This is a genomic window from Curtobacterium sp. Curtsp22 (assembly GCF_059492135.1).
Window position 1 is genome coordinate 3,707,050 of record NZ_CP168519.1, and the last position, 15,877, is coordinate 3,722,926.

Sequence of the window (15,877 nt, forward strand, 5' to 3'; positions counted from 1 at the left end):
TCTAGAGCTCCTGCGCGAAGTTGCCCTGCAGGCGCGAGAACACGCGCTGCGCGCCGATGAGGCAGAACAGGCCGATGACGAACGCGATGCCGAGTCGGAGCATGAGGTGGTCGGGGTAGACGACCTTCGCCGGGTCGTGCAGCCAGATGGCGTTCTGCATGCCGAGGACGGACAGCGTGAGGGGGTTGTTCGTGTACACCGCGAGGATCCAGTCGACCTTCAGCCGCTGGACGACCATCGAGTACGAGTAGACGATGGGGGACGCCCAGAGCAGGACCATGAGGCCCACGTCGATGAGGAACTGCACGTCGCGCAGGTAGACGTTGAGGGCCGCGAGCACGAGCCCGATCGCGGCGCCGTACACGAGGATGACGAGCAGCGAGGGGATCAGGTAGACGAGTCCCTCGTGCCAGGGGAACACCCCGATGACGAGGGTCGCGGCGATGAGGATGGCGAACTGGATGACGTAGTTCACCAGCGCGGCACCGACGCTCGCGAGCGGGAAGACCTCGCGCGGGACGTAGACCTTCTTGATGAGCCCGCTGTTGCCCACGATCGAGCTGGTGGAACCCGCGACGATCTCGCTGAAGAGCGTGTAGGCGCTGAGTCCGGTGAAGACGTAGATCGCGAAGTTGTCGATGCCCTTGGCCGCGCCGAGGATCTGCCCCATCACGAAGTAGTAGATGAGGAGCTGGGTCAGCGGGCGCACCAGCGTCCACACGAACCCGAGCGCCGAGTCCTTGTACCGCGCCTTGAGGTCGCGGCGCACGAGCATGCCGAGCATCTCGCGCTGCCGGAAGACGTCGCGCAGTTCTCGCCAGGTTCCTCGGATGGCACTCGTCGGAGCGCCGACCACGACCAGGGGCTCCTTGGCGAGCGCGGCCATGCGGGCTTGATCGACCATGTGTCTCTTCGTTCGTGGGGGCAGGACCGGAACAGCATACTCACCGCATCACCCAGGACGCCGGTGCGCGCTGCGGACCGGGCGACACCTGTCGTCCGCCCCCGTGCGGGGGTGAATGTGCGCGGATTGAACCCTCAACCTTCACTTTGGGGTTACCGTTGACGCAACCCGGACCCTTGTCAACATCCACAGGACGGCCCGTCAGCATGCACTTCGCGTCACGGCCGATCGCTGCGTTCGCGGTGGTCGGTGTTCTCAGTCTCCTCGCGGCGGGTTGTTCCGCCACGAGTGACGACGACCCCACCGCGTCGCCCACGCGGTCCGCCTCACCGACTCCGACCGCGTCGGCGACCGCGACGTCCGGCCCCTCGTCGACCCCGTCGCCGAGCAGCTCCGACGACGCGGACGACAGCCCCTCGGCGTTCCCGGGCTCCGGCCAGACGACCGAGCCCGACGACGACCCGTCGGACTTCCCGGCCACCGCCGTCGTCACGTACGCCGGGTGGGACACGGGCAGCCGGACGCTCCAGGCCGGTGGACTCGTGTCCGGCACGACGAACACGTCGGGCACGTGCACGTTCACCGCGACGAAGAGCGGTGTCGCCCGGACCCTGACCAGCACGGCGGAGGCGAGCGCGTCCTCCGTGAACTGCGCGCAGGTGTCCTTCCCGGCGGCCCAGGTGTCCAGCGGCACCTGGTCCATCACCCTCGACTACCGGGTCGGCGCACAGTCGACCACGTCCGACCCGATGACGGCGGAGGTGCCGTGATGCGATCCATCCGAACCGACGGGCGACGACGCCCGCTGCGGTCGTCCCTCGCCCTCGTGGCCGCCCTCGCGGTCGCCGTGAGCGGCCTGACCTTCGGCACGGTGCTGTCCGAGCAGACGACGACGGCGTCCGCCTCGGCAGCGACCGCCGCGTCCTTCGACCCGGGCAACATCATCAGCGACGTGAACTTCTACAACGGGTCGGCGATGAGCTCGTCGTCCGTGCAGTCGTTCCTCAACAGCGTCGCGCCGAACTGCAAGCAGGCATCGGGCGGCCCGGCGTGCCTCAAGAACTTCTCGCAGAACATGAGCGGCATCGCCGCCGTGTCCGGTCGGTGCTCCGCGATCAACGGCGGCGTGAAGTCGGCGGCCACGGTCATCGCGCAGGTCGGCGCCGCGTGCGGCATCAGCCAGAAGGTCCTGCTCGTGCTCCTGCAGAAGGAGCAGGGCATCGTCACGACGAACAGCCCGACGAGCTACATGTACCTGCACGCCACCGGCTTCGCGTGCCCGGACACCGCGCCGTGCGACCCGAAGTACTACGGCTTCGGCCAGCAGGTGTACGCCGCCGCGCTGCAGTTCAAGCGCTACCAGGCCTCGCCGACGTCCTGGGCGTACCAGGCCGGCCGCAACAACTCGATCCTCTACAACCCGAACGCCGCGTGCGGTCGGAAGACGGTCTACATCAAGAACCAGGCGACCGCCGGGCTGTACATCTACACGCCGTACACCCCGAACGCCGCCGCGATGTCGAACCTCTACGGCACGGGTGACAGCTGCTCGGCGTACGGCAACCGGAACTTCTGGCGCATGTACACCGACTGGTTCGGCTCGCCCACCGGTGGCAGCTCGCCCGCCGGGCACGTCGACTCCGCGACCGCCGGGTTCCGCCAGGTCACGGTGGGCGGCTGGGCGTACGACCCCGACGTCGCGACGAGCCCGATCCGGGTGGCGTTCTACGTGGACGGCGTCGGCAAGAAGACCATCACGGCCGACGGGGCGCGTTCCGACCTGGGCAGCCAGCTCGGCGCCGGCAACACCAGCCACGGGTTCTCGACGACCCTGACCGGGATCTCCGGCGGCAGCCACAACGTCTGCGTGTTCGGCATCAACCAGGGCGCCGGCGCCAACGCGCTGCTCGGCTGCCAGCAGGTGACCGTCCGGACCGGGGCCCCGTTCGGCAAGCTCGACCAGGCCACCCTCGCGGCGGACAAGCTCAGCGTCCGCGGCTGGGCGATCGACCCGGACACGAAGTCCTCGATCCCCGTGCAGCTCCGCGTGGACGGCGTGGCGAAGAAGGCCTGGACCGCCAGCGCCTCGCGCACCGACGTCGGGAAGATCTACCCGGGCTGGGGCGACGCGCACGGCTACTCGGCGACGATCAGCGGCATCGGTGCCGGGAAGCACACGATCAGCACGTGGGCGAAGGACACCTCCACGGGCAAGTGGACGCAGCTCGGGGCGAAGACCGTGACGAAGGCGAGCGGTTCGCCGTGGATCGTCATCGACGAGGCATCGTCGACCGCTCCCGGCAAGCTCAAGATCCGCGGCTGGACGGCCGACCCGGACACGATCGCCCCGCTGCGCGTGCACCTGTACCTGGACGGCAAGGCCCTGACCTCGTTCACGGCCGACCAGACCAAGGCAGGCCTCGACAAGGCACTGCCCGGCTACGGTGACGACCACGCGATCCTGTTCACCCGCAGCAGCGTCCCGGCCGGGAAGCACCAGCTCTGCATCATCGCGATCAACGTGGGACCCGGCGGCAACAGCAACGTCTGCACGACGTTCCAGACGCCGACCGGCCCGCCCAAGGTGAAGATCGAGTCCGGTTCGTCGCCGACGCTCGGCTCGCTGCACGTCAGCGGCTACGCGGTCGACCCCGACACGGTGCAGCCGATCGGCGTGACGTACACGGTCGACGGCAAGAAGGTCACCACCGGCACGGCCGACCAGGCCAGCGCCACCGCGGCGAAGGCGTACCCCGGGTACTACTCGAAGCACGGCTTCCAGGCCACCCTCACCGGCATCGGCCCGGGCAAGCACACCGTGTGCGTCGTCGGGACGAACGTCGGGGGCGGGAAGGACGCCAGCGCCTGCAGCACGGTCGCGATGACCTCCGGCAACCCGGTCCTGCTGCTCGACGAGGTGTCGTCGCCCGCGGCCGGCCAGGTCAAGGTGCGCGGCTGGACGATCGACCCGGACACCGCGTCCGCGATCCAGGTGCACGTGTACGTGAACGGCGCCGGCGCGAAGTCGATCACCGCGAACGAGGCGAAGGCGTCGCTCGCCACCACCTACGGCGGGTACGGCGCGAACCACTCGTTCTCGACGACGGTGTCCGGCTACAAGGCGGGCAGCACGCAGGTCTGCGTCTACGCGATGAACGCCGGCGCGGGAGCGAACACCACGCTGTGCCGGACGATCACGGTGAAGTAGTGCGCTGACGGTCCGACGGACCACGATGCGAGACGGGAGGCGCCCCACCGGCCGGTGGGGCGCCTCCCGTCTCGTCCGTGGTCGGCTCAGCCGCGTCCGGTACCGCGACGCACGGCGCGCGCCAGACCGCCGAAACGGTGCAGCAGGCGGTACTCGGCCGACCGGGTGAGCTCGTCGTACCGCAGGGCGATCGTGTCGCGCTCCTCCTCCGCACGCCGACGCGCGGCGTCGAACGAGGCCACCGCCTGCTCGGCCACGACGAGCCGCTCGTTGATGTCGCGGACGCCCTGCAGGTGCACGTCGCGCTCGAGCTCGGCGACCCGCAGGACCTCGCGCTCGTTCGTCGCCCAGCGGAGGAACGGGGAGCGGCTGCCGGTGCGGGACCGGGCGTGCTCGATGGCCGCCTCGAGGACCGGGCGCACCTGTTCCGCACGCGCCGCGAAGGAGTGTCGCTCGACCACGACGGCGCGCAGCCGTTCGACCAGCGCCGTCCGCTCGTCGGCGGGCATCGCGAGCGCCCGCTCGAGGGACGCGGCGTCCTCGAACACAGGGACCTCGCCGAGGCCGAGCTCGTCGAGTCCGAGCGCGCAGTCCGTCACGGGGAGCGCCCCGGACGCGAGCGACTCGTAGAGGCGGGAGTTCAACGTGCCGTACTCGGCGGCGGGCGCGATGACGTCGTCGACGACGAAGGCCGCCGACCGGTAGACCTCGGGGAGCGCGAAGTAGGGGACCATCGGCCGCAGCTCGACGCCGGGGGAGGGGTCGACGTGCTCGGCGTTCGCGGCGAACCAGACGATCGGCTCGGCCGGACGGACGTCGTCGAGGACGTCCTGCACGTGGCGGCGGACGCCCCAGAAGTTCACGGTCGCCACCGCACGGTCGCTCCGCGGGGTACTCGGGTCGGTCGTGAAGAGCTCGAGGTCGACGCCGATCGGCACGACCTCGACCGGGCCGTCGTAGTGCGCGGCGACGGCGTCGCGCGCGGTGCTCGACGACGTCCAGATCGCTTCGAACTCGTCGAGGTACGGCAGGGCCGCCCACTTCGCCGTCCAGTTGCGCACCCACGCCACGAGGGCGGTGGCCGGCGGCACCCGGCCCGGCACGAAGGACTCGATCATCACGACCACGACGGCCGTGTCGTCCGGGACCGGGTCGGCCCAGCGGGTGATCGGCCACATCGCGACGCCCCACCCGGCGTCCCGCAGCGCCCGTGCCAGCCCGAGCGCGACGTAGAGGTCGCCCTTGCCCTCGGCCGGGTCGTCCGTCGACACCGCGAACCGGACGGTCCCGCGCGGCCCCTCGGCGTGGTCGCCCGCGGCGATCGCGGCGTAGTCCGCGGCGAGGGGGGAAGACGTGGGAGCGGTCGGGATGCTGGTCGCGGTCACCGAGCCATTCTGCACGAATCGGCGCTGATCTCAGGGGAGCGCGGGCGCGCGCCTTGTAGGGTGTCATCGGCCGTCGGCACCCCGCGGCCGACCCGTCGACCCGCGCCAGGTGCGCGGCAGCTGCTGGAGGAACCGCGTGACAGAGCGCAAGCCGGGAGTCGTGTCCGTCATCCTCGTGAACTACAAGGGCACGGACGACACCCTGACGAGCATCGCGGAGCTCCGCAAGCAGGACTGGCCGCAGGACCGGCTCGAGGTCATCGTCGTCGAGAACGGTTCCGGCCCCGAGCACCTCGGTCGGCTGAAGGCGTCGGAGCTCGACTTCACGCTCGTCGACGCCGGTGCGAACCTCGGCTTCACGGGCGGCTGCAACCTCGGCGTCGAGAAGTCCTCCGGCGAGATCGTGGCGTTCCTCAACAACGACGCCCGACCCGACACCGGCTGGGTGCGCGAGGCCATGGCGACGTTCGCCTCCGGCGCGGACATCGGTGCCGTGGCGTCGAAGGTCCTCGACTGGGAAGGCGTCAACGTCGACTTCACCGAGGCCGCGATGACCTGGTACGGCATGGGCTACAAGCCGTTCGCGGGCTCGCCGGACACCGGGCGCTGGGAGTCCGAGACCGACGTGCTGTTCGGCACCGGCGCGGCGATGTTCATCCGGGCGGAGCTCTTCGAGCAGCTCGACGGCTTCGACGACCGCTACTTCATGTTCTACGAGGACGTCGACCTCGGCTGGCGGCTCAACCTGCTCGGCTGGCGCTTCCGGTACCAGCCGAAGTCCGTCGCGTTCCACAAGCACCACGCGTCGATGAACAAGTTCGGCGACTTCCGCGAGACCTACCTCCTCGAGCGGAACGCCCTCTTCACGCTCTACAAGAACCTCGGTGACGAGCAGCTCGCAGCGGCCCTGCCCGGGTCGCTCGCGCTCGTCGTCCGTCGCGCCGTCGGTCGTGGCGAACTCGACTCGACCGAGCTCGACCTCCGCAACCCCGGCGACGACAGCGTCCCGACGATCCCCGTGCCGAAGACGGCGATGGCGGGCATCTACGGCGTCGACCAGTTCGTCGAGCAGCTGCCGTCGATGACCGAGTCGCGTCGGCAGATCCAGGCGACCCGCGTGCGCAGCGACCGCGAGCTCCTGCGCCTCTTCGGCAACCGCGACGAGCCGGCGTACCCGATCGAGAACTACCTGGCCGGCTACGACAAGATCGTGCACTCCCTCGCCGTGCTCGAGGTGGGTACCCGGCGTCGCGTCCTCATCATCACGGGCGACTCCATCGGCGAGAAGATGGCCGGTCCGGCGATCCGTGCGACCCAGATGGCGAAGCAGCTCGCCGGCGAGCACGACGTCCGGGTCATCAGCCTCACGCGCTCGTCGCAGATCGACCCCTCGTACGAGGTCGTCACGGTGCCGCACCGCCACCCGCGCCAGATGGTCGAGCACGAGGCCTGGGCCGACGTCATCATCGTGCAGGGCCACGCCCTCCGCCTGTTCCCGGTGCTCGAGTCGACGAGCAAGATCCTCGTCGTCGACGTCTACGACCCGCTGCACCTCGAGCAGCTCGAGCAGGGCCGCAGCGACGACGTCGACCAGTGGAACCGGCAGATCCTCGACGCGTCGGACACCCTGAACCACCAGCTCGAACTCGGCGACTACTTCATCTGCGCCTCCGAGCGGCAGCGCATGTTCTGGCTCGGCCAGCTCGCCGGCTCGGGTCGTGTGAACGCCCGGACGTACTCGCGCGACCCCGACCTCCGCTCGCTCATCGGCGTCGTGCCGTTCGGCCTGTCGTCGACGCCGCCGGTGCACGACCAGCAGCGGGTCAAGGGCGTCGTCCCCGGCATCGGGAAGAACGACAAGCTCGTCGTCTGGGGCGGTGGCATCTACGACTGGTTCGACCCGATCACGCTCGTCCGCGCCATCGGCCGGCTCGCCGCGAAGAAGCCGAGCGTCAAGCTCTTCTTCATGGGCGTGCAGCACCCGAACCCGGACGTGCCCGAGATGGACATCGTCGCCAAGGTGCGCGCCGAGGCCGACGCGCTCGGGCTTACCGGCAAGAACGTGTTCTTCAACGACGCGTGGATCCCGTACGAGGAACGCGGCGCCTACCTGCTCGAGGCCGACGCCGGCGTCTCGACGCACTACGAGCACCTCGAGACCACGTTCTCGTTCCGCACCCGCATCCTCGACTACCTGTGGGCACGCCTGCCAATCGTCACGACCGCCGGTGACTCCTTCGGTGACCTCGTCGCCGAGGAGAAGCTCGGCATCGCCGTGCACGAGCAGGACATCGACGGCCTGGCCGCAGCGCTCGAGACGGCGCTCTTCGACAAGAAGGCCCGTGCCGAGTTCATCGGCAACGTCGACCGCGTGCGCGAGCAGTTCACGTGGGAGAACGTCCTCGCCCCGCTCGTCGAGTTCTGCCGGAACCCGATCCGCGCGGCCGACAAGAGCGTCCGCGACACCTCGTCGACGATCCAGCCGCACGCCATGCGCGTGCGCGTCCCGGACCGCAAGAAGCTCTACGGCGTCCGCCACGACCTCGGTCGCGCCGTGCACTACTTCCGGACCGAGGGCCCGCGGAGCGTCGCGGGCAAGATCAAGCGTCGGCTGCAGAACCGGTGACCGCGGGCGCCACGGCGCTCGTCATCGTCCCGACCTACAACGAGGCCGAGAACGTCCGCACGATCGCCGCAGCCGTCCTGGGCGCGCTGCCGGACGCACACCTGCTCGTCGTCGACGACGCGAGCCCCGACGGCACGGGTGACCTCGTGCGGCAGCTCGCCGCCGCGGACGACCGGGTGCACCTGCTCGAGCGCTCCGGCAAGCTCGGCCTCGGGACGGCCTACGTCGCCGGCTTCCGGTGGGGGCTCGAGCGCGGGTACCCGCTGCTCGTCGAGATGGACGCGGACGGCTCGCACCCGGCCGACCGGCTCCCGGCACTCGTGGCCGCGGTCGACGGCGCCGACGACGTCCTGCTCGCGATCGGGTCGCGGTGGGTCCCCGGGGGATCGGTGGTCGACTGGCCGCTCCACCGCGAGGTCCTCAGCCGCGGGGCGAACACCTACGCCCGGTTCGTGCTCGGCATCGGCGTGCGGGACGTCACCGCCGGCTTCCGGGTCTACCGCGCCGACGCGATCGCCCGGATGGACCTCGACTCGATCGACTCGAAGGGGTACTGCTTCCAGGTCGACATGACTCTGCGGGTGGACGACCTCGGGGGCCGCATCGTCGAGGTCCCGATCCGGTTCCGCGACCGGGTGCACGGCGTCTCGAAGATGAGTCGTTCCATCGTGCTCGAGGCGATGCTCCGCACCACCCAGTGGGGCCTGCAGCGGCGCTTCGGTCGCCGACGCGGCGCACGTCGCTGACGCGACACCTGGACGGACGGGAGGCGCGGTGCCAGCTGGCACCGCGCCTCCCGTCCGTGAAGGGGATGCGTCTCAGACGCAGCTCACGTTGTAGTCCTGGTTCCCCACGACGTACTGGGCCATCCGCACCTGGCTGCCCGCGGTGAGGCCGCCCGCCGAGCACGCCTTCTGCGCCGCCGCGACGCCGTCGTTGCCCACCGCGATCCAGCTCGGCAGCCCGCGGAGCGTCGAGGTCGACGGGACGGTCCCCACGATCTGCCCGAACTGGTACCCCGTCGAGTAGATGCCGATCGTCGACACGCCCGCGGCCTTGAGCGCGGCGACCATGCCCTCGATGTCGGCGCGGTTCTGCGTCTGGTAGTCCTTCGCGTCGGAGGCCCCGAGCCACGAGAGGCCCGTCTCGACGTCGATCCACCAGCGGTACGACGAGGGGTTCGGGACGCCGCGGGTGTTCGCGGCCTCGTAGGCGCGTGTGTAGCCGTACATGTACGAGCAGGCGCTGGTGTACGCCTTCGCCGTGCAGGTGCCGTACGGGTTCGACACGGTCGTGCCCGACGGGTCCCGGTTGGACGACGGCCAGACCGAGGCGGCCTTGCCGGGGTTCGCGGCGAGGGCGTAGAGCTGCGCCTTCGGCTGCGACGTGCCGCCGGCCGACCCCGCGGCCCACGCGAGCTGTGGGGCGAGGGACTCGTTGGTCTGGTTCGGCAGCGAGCCGTTCACGCCGACGACGCCGAACGCCTGGTTCGACGGGTAGTTCGACGAGGACCCTCCCTGCGGCCACGAGACGTCGGCCCCGAAGCCCGAGCCGCTCGACCCGTCGAGGAAGTACCCCGCGACGTCGAGGTGCAGCTGCGCGGACCCCTTCGACACCTTCGCCTGCACCCGGCGGTCGACGCTCGACCCGGTGACCTTCGCGACGACGAGGTTCGCGACCGAGGTGCCGGCGTCGAACACCTGCGTCGCGACCTGGGGGTCCTGGCCCGCGGGCGTCACGCGGAGGTACGCGGCCGCGGTGGGCTTCGTCGTCTCGGCGTTCGCGACGACGGCCGTGGCGGTCCCGGGGACGCCGGCGACGCCGGACAGTCGGATGGTCCCCGCGGTCGCGGACACCGAGCCGGCGAACGCACGGGTGGTGTCGATCGGGACGAACACCGAGCCGGTGGACGAGTTCGAGTAGTAGCCGGCGACGTCCATGTAGACCGTGCCCGAGCCCTTCGAGAGCTTCACCTGGGCAGCACCTTCGTCGGAGAGCTTCACGATCGCGAGGTTCGACAGCGCCTGACCAGCCGAGTAGAGCTGCGTCACGACCGAGGGGTCTTGCCCGGCCGTGGTGACGCGGACGTACCCGGCGACCGTCGGGTTGCTGACCTGCACGTTCACGGCGACGGCGGTCGCGTCGGCGGGGATCCCGGCGCGGCCGGCGAGGGGCACCTGCGTCGGCGTGGTGCCCACCGTGGCGCCGAACACCCGCGCGGCGTCGAGCGGGGTGTAGGTGGCACCGGAGCCGTCGGCGTAGTACCCGGCGACGTCGAAGTACCCGCTCGCCGTGCCCTTCGAGAGCTTCGCCTGGATCGAGCCGTTCACGAGCCGCACGGTGACGAGGTTCGCGATCGTCTGGCCGGCGGCGAAGTCCTGCGTCGCGACGGTGGCGTCCTTGCCCGCGGGGGTGACGCGGACGTAGCCGGCCGCGGTGGGCTTGGCGACCTCGACGTTGACGACGACGGCCGTGGCGTTCGCGGGGACCCCCGCGTTCCCGGCGATCTTCACCACCTTCGGCGACGTCGTCAAGGCGCCCGACCAGACGCGGGTCGTGTCGATCGGCGTGTACCGGCCGGTCGTCGGCGCCGCGGCCTGCGCGGTCGAGACCGGTGCGACGACGGCGACGGCGGTGGCGACGAGCGCGGTGGTCAGGGCGAGTGCGAGGCGTCGGTGCAGGCGCATGTGGTTCTTCCCCAGGTTCGTGGACCGCCCCCTGACGGTCTCCGGCAGTCTAGGTGCACGATGCAACGGATCGGGAGTCAGCGGCAGGCGACGACCGTGTGCGCCTCGTCGGACGCCGAGACGATCGGCCCGCCGAACAGCGAGGTGCTCCGGCAGTCCTGGTGGAGCCCCGTGAGGTCGTGCGGGTTGATCAGCGACGTCTCCATGCCGTGCAGGGGACTGGTCGCGGGCACGGTCCCGAACAGCAGCCGTCCGACCGACGGTGCGGTGCGGACGCCCACCGGCACGCCGAGCGACCCGAGGTACGCGGCGGCTCCCTCGACGAAGGCCGTGTCGTCGGCGACCGAGAAGTCCGCGAAGTCGCTCTCCACGGACAACCACCAGCGGTGGCCGGCGGGGTCCGGGAGCCCGTGGTTCTGGGCGGCGTCCCATGCCTGCCAGTACCCGAGGACGTACGAGCACGCCGGGTCCTGGGCTCCGGTGCACGTGCCGTAGGGGTTGCCGGCGACGACCGGACCGCCGTTCGGGGTCTGGTCGGACAGCGGCCACGGGCGTGCGCGGGCGCCGGCGGGGGACGCCGCAGCGGTCGACGCGCCCCAGTTGAAGAGGGTGACGGCGTACTGCACGGCCTCTTGGTTCGTCGTGCCGGTGCCGGACGTCGCGACGGCGAGCGCTGCGGGACACAGGGTGTACGTGTTCGTCCGCGGGGCCATCCGGAGGATCGTGAACTGCGGGCGCGCGTACGACGACGGGTCGGAGGTCGGCCCGCCGGTGCAGTCCTCCCCGTTGACGACGACGCCCGTCCCGACACCGGTCCGACGGTCGGCGAAGTAGCCGGTGACGTCGACGTGCACCACGGCGGTCCCGCGCGACACCGAGACCTGCGCGGTGCTCGCCAGGTCCCCGATCGTGGCGGCCGTGAGCACCGCGCCGGCGATCGACTGCCCGGCGCCGAACTCCTGCGTGGCGACCTGGGCATCGGTGCCGGCCGGCGTGACACGGACGTACCCGGGTGCCGACGGTCGGGTGACCTCGACGGACCCGGTGACGGCCCGCACGGCCGTCGGGAGGGCGGCGCGTCCACTCACCGGTGTGGCCACGGGGGTCTGTCCGACGGTGGTGGCGAGCACTCGGGTCGGTGCGACGGGGACGAAGACCGCGCCGTCGTCGCCGTTGCGGTAGTAGCCGGAGACGTCGAGGAAGACGTGCGCCCGGCCGGCGGAGAGCCGCACCTGTGCGGAACCGGAGCGGAGCTTCACGACCTGCAGGTTCGACACGGTGCGTCCGGGAGTGAACTCCTGGGCGGCGACCTGGGCGTCGCGGCCGTACGGGGTCACGCGGACGTAGCCCGTCGCGGTCGGGGCGGACACCTCGGCCGTGAGGACGACCGCTGCCGCGTCGGCCGGGATCCCGTGCGTGCCCGCGAGCGGCACCCGGACGGGTGCGGTGCCGACGGCCGCCGAGAACGCGCGGGTGGGCGGTGTGGGCGTGAACGTCGTCGTGCCGTCCGCGTCGTACGTGCCCGCGAGGTCGACGTACACGCGGGCCGACCCGGCCGAGGTCTTCAGCGTGATCGTCGAGCCGGAGCCGCCGACGGTGACGAGCGAGGAGATGGTCTGGTGTGCGGCGAAGTCCTGGGTCACGACCGACGTGCCGCTCTTGTACCGCGGCGTCACGCGGAGGTACCCGGCATGCGACGGGTCGGCGACCTCGACGTTCAGGACCATGCCACCGATGCCGGTGCCGACGGGGAGACCGGGATCGAGCTCGACGTTCCGGGCCGTGGTGCCGATCGTCCCCGACCAGATCCGGCGGGTGTCGGCGGGCGAGTACCGCCACCCGTGCGGCTGCACGTCGCCGGGGTCCGCGGTGGTGGCCGACGCGGTCGGTGCAGGGGTCGCCGAGGCTGCTGCGGGGACCGCGACCGCTCCCGCGAGGAAGACCGCCGTGGCGGCCAGGACGGTGATCAGACGGCGCGACGGCACGGTTCCCCCTCGGAGCTCGCCGACGGGACCGCCGGGCGGCGCCCGCTCGGGCGCCTTGGAATCGTATTGGCGCCCGCAGCGTTCCAGCCTGTGGTTCCGCTCAGGGATGCGGCCCGTGTTCGGGGGAGGCGACCGCCTGGAGGCGCGGCTGGCGCTGTCAGGGCGGGTCGCGCCTCCTGGACCCGCTGGCCGCGCCGGATCCGTCAGCCGCGCGGCAGGTGCCGCCGCCACGACCGCCGCCGCGCGGCGATCACGAGCACGGCGACGAACACCATCAGCCCGGCCCCGTGCAGCAGGTAGCTCTCCGCCGCACTCGTGACGCCCAGCAGCACCAGCACCGCCGCCGGCCACACGTAGGCGACCCCCGGGAACGTCGTCGCCGTGACCCAGGCCCGCGCGAACGCGAGCAGCGCCGTCACCGCGAGGATGATCGTGCCGGCGAGCCCGATCTGCAGCCACGCGTCGACGAACGCGTTGAGGCCGGACGTGAATCGCTGCCCGGCCGGGTCGATGAACGTCACGTAGGGCACCACGGCCTCGTGCGGCCACGTGCCGACCCAGCCCCAGCCCTGGATCGGGAACTGGCTCACGAACACGCGGATCTGCGCCCAGAGGTCCACCCGCGTCGCCGTGCCCCCGGCCGCACCGATCTCGGCGAGGACCCGGTGCCGGGCGACGATGCCGAGGCCGATCATGAGCAGGACCGCCCCGCCGAGCACGCCGTTCACCACCGGTCGCGTCGTCGGTCGGGCGTGCCGGAGCGACCACAGCGCGAGGGCGGTCACGGCCAGGGCGATCATCGCGAGCCCGGTGATGGGGGACTGCACGAGCATCAGGGCGATGACGGCGAGGGCGGTCGAGCCGATCGCCCGCCACATCGTCACCGAGCGGGTGAGGAACTCCACCACGAACGTCACCAGCGCCATCGCGGCGATGAAGCCCATGAAGTTGCGGGTCCCGCCGATGCCCTGGATCGGGCCGCCGTACGCGATGTTGCCCTGGATGCCGAACGCCGGGATCGGGGTGTCGAGGACGAGGCCGGACAGGACCTCGAGGCCGAGCGCGACCACGAGCAGGATCCGGAAGGCGTCGCCGGAGGCCCGGATGACCTGCACCAGGTCGCGGCCGAGCGCGAGGTAGAGCCCGAGCCCGATGAAGCAGACGGTGCCGACCAGCCCCCGGAGCGCCACCCACGAGTACTCGCTCCAGAGGACGCTCAACGCGCAGTACCCGACGAACGCCAGGAGCGAGAGGGGGAGCACCCCGTGCCACTCGATCCGGTAGCGCTGCCCGAGCAGGCTCAGGCCGGCGAGGACGAACAGCGTGACGAGCACGGCCCACACACCGGCGCGACCGACGAGCGCGGTCACCGTGGGTTGCGCGAACGCGAAGAGCACGATCACGGTCGCGAGTGCCTGGCTGAACCGGCCGCCCGCGGAGAACCCGATCCACGCCGACAGGTACCGTCGCGCGAGCACGCGTCTGGTCACCCGGCCGTCCGTCACCTCACCATCTTGGCCCATCCGGCCTCGTCGGCAGGTGGACGCCCCGGCGTCGCGCCCGGCGGCGGCCCCGATCGGCGTGCCCCGGACGTCCGCGACACGACGGGTGCGCCCCCGCGCGGATATCCACGATCCGCGATGTCGGCGGTACGATCGCGGCACCATGGCGCGCGGGTGGCGGCTGTACGGCGCACCGACGGTCGCTGCGGTCGTCGGTGGGTCCGCCACGGCCGTGGCCTGGTGGCGGCTCGGCCCGGTGACCCGCGGGACGGTGTGGGCCGAGGACGGCGGGGTGTTCCTCCGCGAGCGGCTCGCACTCGGCCCCGGCGCCGTCCTGGAGCCGTACGCCGGGTACCGCCACCTCGTCCCGCGCGTCGTCGTCGACCTCGCCTGGCTCCTGCCCGTCGAGCGGTACGCGGTCGCGGTGTCGGGCATGTCCTGCCTGGTCGTCGGGGTCGTCTGCGCGCTCGTGTTCCTGCTGTCCGGCGACGTCGTCCGGCCGTGGCCGCTCCGGGTCCTGCTCGCCGCGGTCCCCGTCGTCCTGCCGCTCGCCCCCGTCGAGATCAGCGGCACCGCGGCGAACCTGCACTGGTACGTGCTCGTCCTGGTGCCGTGGCTGTACACGAACCGTGCCCGGACGTGGTGGGGAGCGGTGGCGCTCGCCGTGGTCACGGCCCTCGGCGTGCTGAGCGAGGTCCAGGCGACGCTGTTCCTCCCGCTCCTGCTGGTCGCCTGGCTCCCGCTGCGACGCACGGCGACGGGACGGGTGGACCTCCGCCCGCTGCCGGTCACCCTGGCGGCGGTGGTGGCCGGCGCGGTGCAGGTCGCGACGGCGCTCACGGACCCGCGAGCGTCCCGGCCGGGCGACCCGGGCGCCTCCGACGTGCTCGCCGGGTACCTGCTGCAGCCGCTCGGGGGCGCGTGGGACCGTCGGGTCGGTGTCGTCGCGGAGACGGTGCACGCGCACGGGTGGGGCGTGGTCGTCCTGCCGACCGTGCTGCTGGTGGTCGTGCTCGTGACGGCCGTGGTGCTCGGCCGGGGGCGTGCGCGGTGGGTCGTGGTCGCCCTGGCCGGAGGCTCCGTCGTGGTGTGGTGGGCAGCGCTGGTGGCGAACGGGTCGGCGGTGCAGGACTGGGTGGGTCTCGGGCCGGCCGCGCTGGCGGCGGGGCCGCAGCGGTACGCGGCAGCGTCCGGGTTGCTGCTCGTGTCGGGAGCGGTGGTGGCGGCGTCCGTGGTCATCGGGTCGGTGGGGCTGCCAGGAGGCGCGGGTCGAGCCGGTGCGGGTCGGTCCGGTCCGGCAGTCGGCCGGTCGGCGGCCGCGGGTCGGCTGGTGGCGGTCGTGCTCGCGTGGTGCGTGGTCGCCGCGGTGGTCGTCGCCGCCGCCTGGAACGCCGCTCCGGGGGCGACCCGGCGGAGCGCCGGCCCGGTCTGGTCCGCGCAGGTCCCCGCGGCCGCCGAGGCCTGTCGCGCCGACCCGACGCTGCCGTCCGTCGTGCTCCGGACCGCGCCGTGGCGGGCCGCGGTGCCGTGCGACCGTCTGGTCGAGTGGCCGTGACGACGGGACCGGTGCCGGAGGCCGG

Annotated in this window: 10 protein-coding genes; 5 read left to right on the forward strand and 5 right to left on the reverse strand. The window is 71.8% G+C overall.

From position 1 onward, the window contains the following. Position 1 precedes the first annotated feature (1 nt). Positions 2 to 904, reverse strand: a complete 903-nt coding sequence (locus tag ACEN8D_RS17955) for an ABC transporter permease (protein ID WP_070418482.1) — start codon at positions 902 to 904, stop codon at positions 2 to 4. Between the two features lie 206 nt (positions 905 to 1,110). Between ACEN8D_RS17955 and ACEN8D_RS17960 the strand changes: the two genes are divergently transcribed. After that, positions 1,111 to 1,674, forward strand: coding sequence for a hypothetical protein (locus ACEN8D_RS17960; RefSeq protein ID WP_413399420.1), 564 nt, complete (start codon positions 1,111 to 1,113; stop codon positions 1,672 to 1,674). Beyond that, entirely contained in the window at positions 1,674 to 4,112 is a 2,439-nt protein-coding gene (locus ACEN8D_RS17965) for a hypothetical protein (protein ID WP_413399419.1), read from the forward strand. The genes ACEN8D_RS17960 and ACEN8D_RS17965 overlap by 1 nt, the downstream gene beginning before the upstream one ends. Before the next feature lie 86 nt (positions 4,113 to 4,198). Here the strand turns inward: ACEN8D_RS17965 and ACEN8D_RS17970 are convergent, their stop codons facing one another. After that, positions 4,199 to 5,497 carry a glycosyltransferase family protein gene (locus ACEN8D_RS17970; RefSeq protein WP_413399572.1) on the reverse strand — a complete coding sequence of 433 codons (1,299 nt, stop codon included), beginning with the start codon at positions 5,495 to 5,497 and terminating at the stop codon, positions 4,199 to 4,201. Between the two features lie 136 nt (positions 5,498 to 5,633). Here ACEN8D_RS17970 and ACEN8D_RS17975 point away from each other — a divergent pair, with 136 nt between their 5' ends. Further along, the gene (locus tag ACEN8D_RS17975) at positions 5,634 to 8,123 is read left to right on the forward strand and encodes a glycosyltransferase (protein ID WP_413399571.1); all 2,490 of its coding nucleotides are present in this window, start codon (positions 5,634 to 5,636) and stop codon (positions 8,121 to 8,123) included. Next, the gene (locus tag ACEN8D_RS17980; protein ID WP_413399570.1) at positions 8,120 to 8,869 is read left to right on the forward strand and encodes a polyprenol monophosphomannose synthase; all 750 of its coding nucleotides are present in this window, start codon (positions 8,120 to 8,122) and stop codon (positions 8,867 to 8,869) included. Before ACEN8D_RS17975 ends, ACEN8D_RS17980 begins: the two co-directional genes overlap by 4 nt. A 72-nt stretch (positions 8,870 to 8,941) precedes the next feature. On the opposite strand, the gene ACEN8D_RS17985 is transcribed toward ACEN8D_RS17980, so the two are convergent. From ACEN8D_RS17985 to ACEN8D_RS17995, 3 genes are all read right to left on the reverse strand, one after another. After that, entirely contained in the window at positions 8,942 to 10,810 is a 1,869-nt protein-coding gene (locus tag ACEN8D_RS17985; RefSeq protein WP_309886454.1) for a glycoside hydrolase family 25 domain-containing protein, read from the reverse strand. 77 nt (positions 10,811 to 10,887) lie between these two features. Beyond that, positions 10,888 to 12,795: a hypothetical protein gene (locus tag ACEN8D_RS17990; protein ID WP_413399223.1), complete on the reverse strand. Its 1,908-nt coding sequence runs from the start codon at positions 12,793 to 12,795 to the stop codon at positions 10,888 to 10,890. Between the two features lie 203 nt (positions 12,796 to 12,998). Next, positions 12,999 to 14,285: an exopolysaccharide production protein gene (locus ACEN8D_RS17995; RefSeq protein WP_309779917.1), complete on the reverse strand. Its 1,287-nt coding sequence runs from the start codon at positions 14,283 to 14,285 to the stop codon at positions 12,999 to 13,001. A gap of 175 nt (positions 14,286 to 14,460) precedes the next feature. Between ACEN8D_RS17995 and ACEN8D_RS18000 the strand changes: the two genes are divergently transcribed. Next, positions 14,461 to 15,852: a hypothetical protein gene (locus tag ACEN8D_RS18000; RefSeq protein WP_309886455.1), complete on the forward strand. Its 1,392-nt coding sequence runs from the start codon at positions 14,461 to 14,463 to the stop codon at positions 15,850 to 15,852. Positions 15,853 to 15,877 lie beyond the last annotated feature (25 nt).

Coding starts and splice junctions, on each gene's coding strand:
- ACEN8D_RS17965 (WP_413399419.1), top strand. CDS start 1,674: ATGCGATCCATCCGAACCGACGGGCGACGACGCCCGCTGCGGTCGTCC.
- ACEN8D_RS18000 (WP_309886455.1), top strand. CDS start 14,461: ATGGCGCGCGGGTGGCGGCTGTACGGCGCACCGACGGTCGCTGCGGTC.
- ACEN8D_RS17960 (WP_413399420.1), top strand. CDS start 1,111: ATGCACTTCGCGTCACGGCCGATCGCTGCGTTCGCGGTGGTCGGTGTT.
- ACEN8D_RS17985 (WP_309886454.1), bottom strand. CDS start 10,810: ATGCGCCTGCACCGACGCCTCGCACTCGCCCTGACCACCGCGCTCGTC.
- ACEN8D_RS17955 (WP_070418482.1), bottom strand. CDS start 904: ATGGTCGATCAAGCCCGCATGGCCGCGCTCGCCAAGGAGCCCCTGGTC.